At 73.2% G+C, this 4,023-nt stretch carries 5 protein-coding genes; 2 read left to right on the top strand and 3 right to left on the bottom strand.

What is annotated here, in order from left to right:
• The first annotated feature begins 250 nt into the window (after nt 1-250).
• The gene (locus DI269_RS13530) at nt 251-1,492 is read left to right on the top strand and encodes a DUF2786 domain-containing protein (RefSeq protein ID WP_112136696.1); all 1,242 of its coding nucleotides are present in this window, start codon (nt 251-253) and stop codon (nt 1,490-1,492) included.
• On the opposite strand, the gene DI269_RS13525 is transcribed toward DI269_RS13530, so the two are convergent.
• From DI269_RS13525 to DI269_RS13515, 3 genes are read right to left on the bottom strand one after another with little or no spacing between them, the layout of a single operon-like run.
• The gene (locus tag DI269_RS13525; RefSeq protein WP_157974971.1) at nt 1,489-2,112 is read right to left on the bottom strand and encodes a histidine phosphatase family protein; all 624 of its coding nucleotides are present in this window, start codon (nt 2,110-2,112) and stop codon (nt 1,489-1,491) included. The two genes, DI269_RS13530 and DI269_RS13525, sit on opposite strands and share 4 nt — an antisense overlap.
• Nucleotides 2,113-2,135: 23 nt before the next feature.
• Nucleotides 2,136-3,038: a 2-hydroxyacid dehydrogenase gene (locus DI269_RS13520; RefSeq protein WP_112136692.1), complete on the bottom strand. Its 903-nt coding sequence runs from the start codon at nt 3,036-3,038 to the stop codon at nt 2,136-2,138.
• Nucleotides 2,950-3,693 (bottom strand): TetR/AcrR family transcriptional regulator, encoded by a 744-nt coding sequence (locus DI269_RS13515; RefSeq protein ID WP_112136690.1) that lies wholly within the window; start codon nt 3,691-3,693, stop codon nt 2,950-2,952. Before DI269_RS13515 ends, DI269_RS13520 begins: the two co-directional genes overlap by 89 nt.
• Nucleotides 3,694-3,779: 86 nt before the next feature.
• Between DI269_RS13515 and DI269_RS13510 the strand changes: the two genes are divergently transcribed.
• Nucleotides 3,780-4,023 (top strand): SDR family NAD(P)-dependent oxidoreductase (locus DI269_RS13510; RefSeq protein ID WP_115509848.1); only part of this gene is annotated, 244 nt, incomplete at its 3' end.

The following is a 4,023-nucleotide window of genomic DNA, read 5'->3' as shown; positions in this document are numbered from 1 at the left end:
GGCTCGACCGCACCAGCGCGGCCGCCGTCGTCGGCGCCGCGGTCGGCGCCGTCAGCGCCGCCGCCATGGCCAGCCTCCGCGACGGCGACGACCCCGCCACCACCGCGGCCGACATGCGCCGCGCCGCCGACATCGCCCTGACCGCCCTCGACGCCCTCTGACCGACCGCCCGATGGTGGCCGCCGTCATCGGCGATCCGCCGAATCCGCCGGTAGACTCGGTCTTTCGCGATCGCGACATCGGGGGATCAATGCAACAGGACGAACTCAGCGGGCTGCCGCCGGCAGGCCGCGCGCGGTACCTGGTGCTCGGCGTCCTCCAACGCGCCCGGAACGCCCACCACGACTGGGTCGACGCCGCCTCCGACCTCGAAGGCGCCTCCGACGACGCGGGCTGGCCCGCCGCGCTGGCGCGCGCCTTCGGCGAACTCGGCGACGACGCGGTCCTGCGCGCCTGGGAGTGGGGCTGGATGCCCCGCGAGGTGTCCAGCACCCTGAAGAAGTCGCTCAGCGCCGAGGCCGCGCAGGCCGGGGCCGTGCTGATGCGCGGCCAGCTCAAGCGCTACGACGAGACGCAGCTGAGCGACCGCTGGAACGTCCACCGCGAAGAGCTCGCCGCCACCGTCTCCGACGCGGGCGTCGCCGAGGCGTGCGCTGGCCTGGGCCGCTGGGACCGGATCGTCCTGTGGGCCGCCGTCCTCGAAGCCCTCGACCTGCTCAGCGCGCTCCCGAAGATCCCGCGCGTCGAGCCGCTGCCCGGCACGCCCTTGATCGCGCACGCCCTGGGCGTGGCCGAGTCCTCCCGCGAGTACCAGAAGATCCGGGCGCTCCTGGCGAAGGCCGAGTCCACGGACTCGGACGCCGAGGCCGAGGCGTTCACCGCCAAGGCCCAGCAGCTCATCGCCCGGCACAGCATCAACGAGGCCCTGCTCGCCGAGACCGTCGAGGAGAAGCGCGAGCCCGAGGCGCTGCGCGTGGTCATCGAGCGGCCTTACGAGCAGCCCAAGTCCGAGCTGATCGCGCAGATCGCCGACGCCAACCACTGCCGGTCCGTGTACTGGCCCGACGGCGGCTTCACCACCCTCATCGGCGACCGCGCCGACCTGCGCTCGGTCGAGCTGCTGTACCACTCGCTGCTGGTCCAGGCGACCGCCGCGATGGCCCGGGTCGGCTCCGTCTCGGCCAAGCGCGGCAAGTCGCAGACCCGCTCGTTCCGGCAGTCGTTCCTCGCCTCGTTCGCGATGCGCATCGGCGAGCGGCTGCGCGAGTCGGCCGAGGACACCGAGCGCGAGGTCGCCGAGGAGACCGGCACCGACCTCGTCCCGGTGATGCGCGACCGCGACCAGCGCGTCGACGCCCGCACCGAGGAGCTGTTCCCGCGCTTGAAGTTCGGGCGCTCCACCCGCATCACCAACTACGAGGGCCACGTGGCGGGCCTGGCCGCGGCCGACGCCGCCCGCCTCCACGCGCAGGAGCCGATCGGCCGGCGCTAACGCGCCAGGTGCGCGGTGTCGTTGAGGCGTTCGAGGCGCCAGCGCGCGGGCGGCCACGGGGACGCCGCGGCGTCCCATTCGGCGGCCGGGTCGTCGGTGGTCGTCCACTCGGTGATCGAGGCGTAGTCGACCGCGATGTCGAAGGCCCGCAGCAGCGGCAGCGCCCCGAAGACCACAAGGGACGCCTCGACGACGCAGTCGTGGGCGACGATCGCCGTCGTCGTCCCCGAATGGCGCGCGGCGATGCGCGAGAGCGCCTTGCCGACCCGGTTGACCAGGTCGCTCCACGATTCGTTGCCCTGCTCGAACGGCAGGTACACCCCGCCGCCGGTGGCCGGGACGAGCTCGGCCGGGAGGTGGTAGGTGCACAGGTCGCAGTCCTGGATCACGTCGTCGGCGCCCTGCCGCAGCCCCGCGGCCACGAACTCCGCCGTCTCCACCGCGCGCGGCAGCAGGCTGCTGTAGACCGCGAGCGTGCCCCGTTCGAGCGCGTACTCGCGGCGCAGCCGGTGCCGCAGCGCCTCGGCCTGCGCCCGGCCCTCGGCGGTGAGCCCGCGGTCGAGCCCCTCGGTGCGCCGCCCGTGGCGGATCATCAGGAGCCGCGTCGTCGCAGTCGGCAATTCCGTTCCCCTTCCGTCGGGGTTCAGTATCCGTTCTCGGTGGTGTGCTCCAGGGGCTCCCCGGCCGCGAGGTGACGGATCTGTTCGCCCACAAGGGGATAGACGCGTTCGATGAACCCCTCGACGGCGCCGCCGACGTGCGGCGTGATGAGCGCGCCCTCCAGGCCCCACAGCTCGTGGTCGGCGGGGAGCGGCTCGGGCTCGGTCACGTCGAGCGCGCACCGCAGGCGCCCCGCCGCGACCTCGCGGGTGAGCGCTTCGGTGTTGACCACGCGGCCGCGGGCGGCGTTCACCAGGAGCGCGCCGTCCTTCATCTGCGCGAGGAACGCCGCGTCCACCAGGTTCTCGGTCTCGGGCGTGAGCGGCACGATGATCACGACGACATCCGCCTTCGGCAGCAGGTCGGGCAGGTCGTCGAGGGTGTGCACGCCGGCCCGCGCGGTGCGGGCGATCTTGAGGATCTCGGTGTCGCTCGCCGCGAAGCGCCTGGCCACGGACTCGCCGATCGACCCGGCGCCGACGATGAGCGCGGTCGCCCCGGTCAGCGTCCCGGTGCGCCTGGGCGTCCACTCGCGGCCGGTCTGGAGCCGCGCGAACGCGTCGAACCGCCGGATGGAGGCGAGCGTCGCGGTCTGGATCCACTCGGCGGTCGCCTCGGTGTGCGCACCCCGGTTGTCGCACAAGGCGATCCCGTCGGGCATGGACGGCACCCACTGCTCGGCGCCGGCACTCAGCAACTGCACGGCGTCGAGCCCGGGGAGATCGGCGAACACCTGCTCGGGCGTCACGCCGCCGGGCGGGACCAGCAGCCGGACGCCGGCCGGGTCGGAGGGGAACTCACCGCCCTCCCAGATCTCGACGTCGACGCCTGCGGGGAGGTCGCCGAGGTATGCCAGCCCTGCCTCGTGGGGGATCCAGACCTTCATGGCGCAATCGTAAAACCCCCGCTCGCCTCCGCCACCCGGCCGACCGGCTAGTCAGAGGATCGGTCACATCCGGTTCTAACCCGGTCAGCAGGTCGCGCACGGCGTCGACGTCGCCGGGTTCGAGCAGGCGCTCGGTCGCCAGGACGCGGTACCAGATGAGGCCGAACACCAGGTCCGCGGCGAGCCCGGCCGTCAAGTGGGCGGGCCGGTCGCCGCGCGCCTCGGCGCGGTCGACGACTGTCTCCAATGCGGCCCTTCGCTTCGCGAGGAAGCCGTCCTGGAAGCGGACCCGGAACTCCGGGTCCCGCTGGGCCTCGGCCATGACCGAGCGCAGGATCGGCACCACCCCGGGGAACGCCATCAGCGCCGCCGAGTCGAGCAGGAAGGTGTCCAGCTCCGCGGCGAACGAGCCCTGGTCGGCGGTCGAGACCTTCAGGTCCGCCTTGAGGACCAGGGCCTCCAGCAGGACGTCGGCCTTGGTCGGCCACCAGCGGTAGACCGTCTGCTTGCCCGAGCCGGCGCGGGCGGCGATCCGCTCCACGGTGACGTCCTGGTAGCCGAGCTCGGCGGTGAGTTCGTAAGCGGCGGTGAGGATCGCGAGCCGCGCCTCCTCGTTGCGCCGGCGGCCGGAGGCGGCCCTGGTGGCGTTCGTCATGACGCCAGCCTACCCGTTGCCGAGACGGCGCGTCTAGGAAAGGTGCTACGGTTGTCGAGACGCTACGTCTCGAAAAAGGAGTTCTCATGTCCACAGCACTGGTCATCGGCGGCACGTCGGGCGTCGGTCTGGCGGTCGCGCAGCAGCTCAAGGCCCGCGGCGACGCGGTCCACATCGCCGGCCGGAACAAGGAGCGGCTCGACGAGGCCGTCGCCGCGACCGGCGCCGAGGGCCACGTCCTCGACGCCGCCGACGCCGACGCGGTCGCCGCGCTGGCGGCGGGCATCGGCCCGGTCGACCGCCTCGTCCTGACCCTCTCGGGCAACCGCG

Source organism: Glycomyces dulcitolivorans, from assembly GCF_003265355.1.
In the GTDB taxonomy this organism is placed as follows: domain Bacteria; phylum Actinomycetota; class Actinomycetes; order Mycobacteriales; family Micromonosporaceae; genus Glycomyces; species Glycomyces dulcitolivorans.
This window is presented reverse-complemented; position numbering and strand designations above follow the sequence as displayed.

What these genes read in the sequence shown, in the direction of transcription:
- DI269_RS13530 (WP_112136696.1), top strand. Translation starts at nt 251, where the DNA reads ATGCAACAGGACGAACTCAGCGGGCTGCCGCCGGCAGGCCGCGCGCGG.
- DI269_RS13520 (WP_112136692.1), bottom strand. Translation starts at nt 3,038, where the DNA reads ATGAAGGTCTGGATCCCCCACGAGGCAGGGCTGGCATACCTCGGCGAC.
- DI269_RS13515 (WP_112136690.1), bottom strand. Translation starts at nt 3,693, where the DNA reads ATGACGAACGCCACCAGGGCCGCCTCCGGCCGCCGGCGCAACGAGGAG.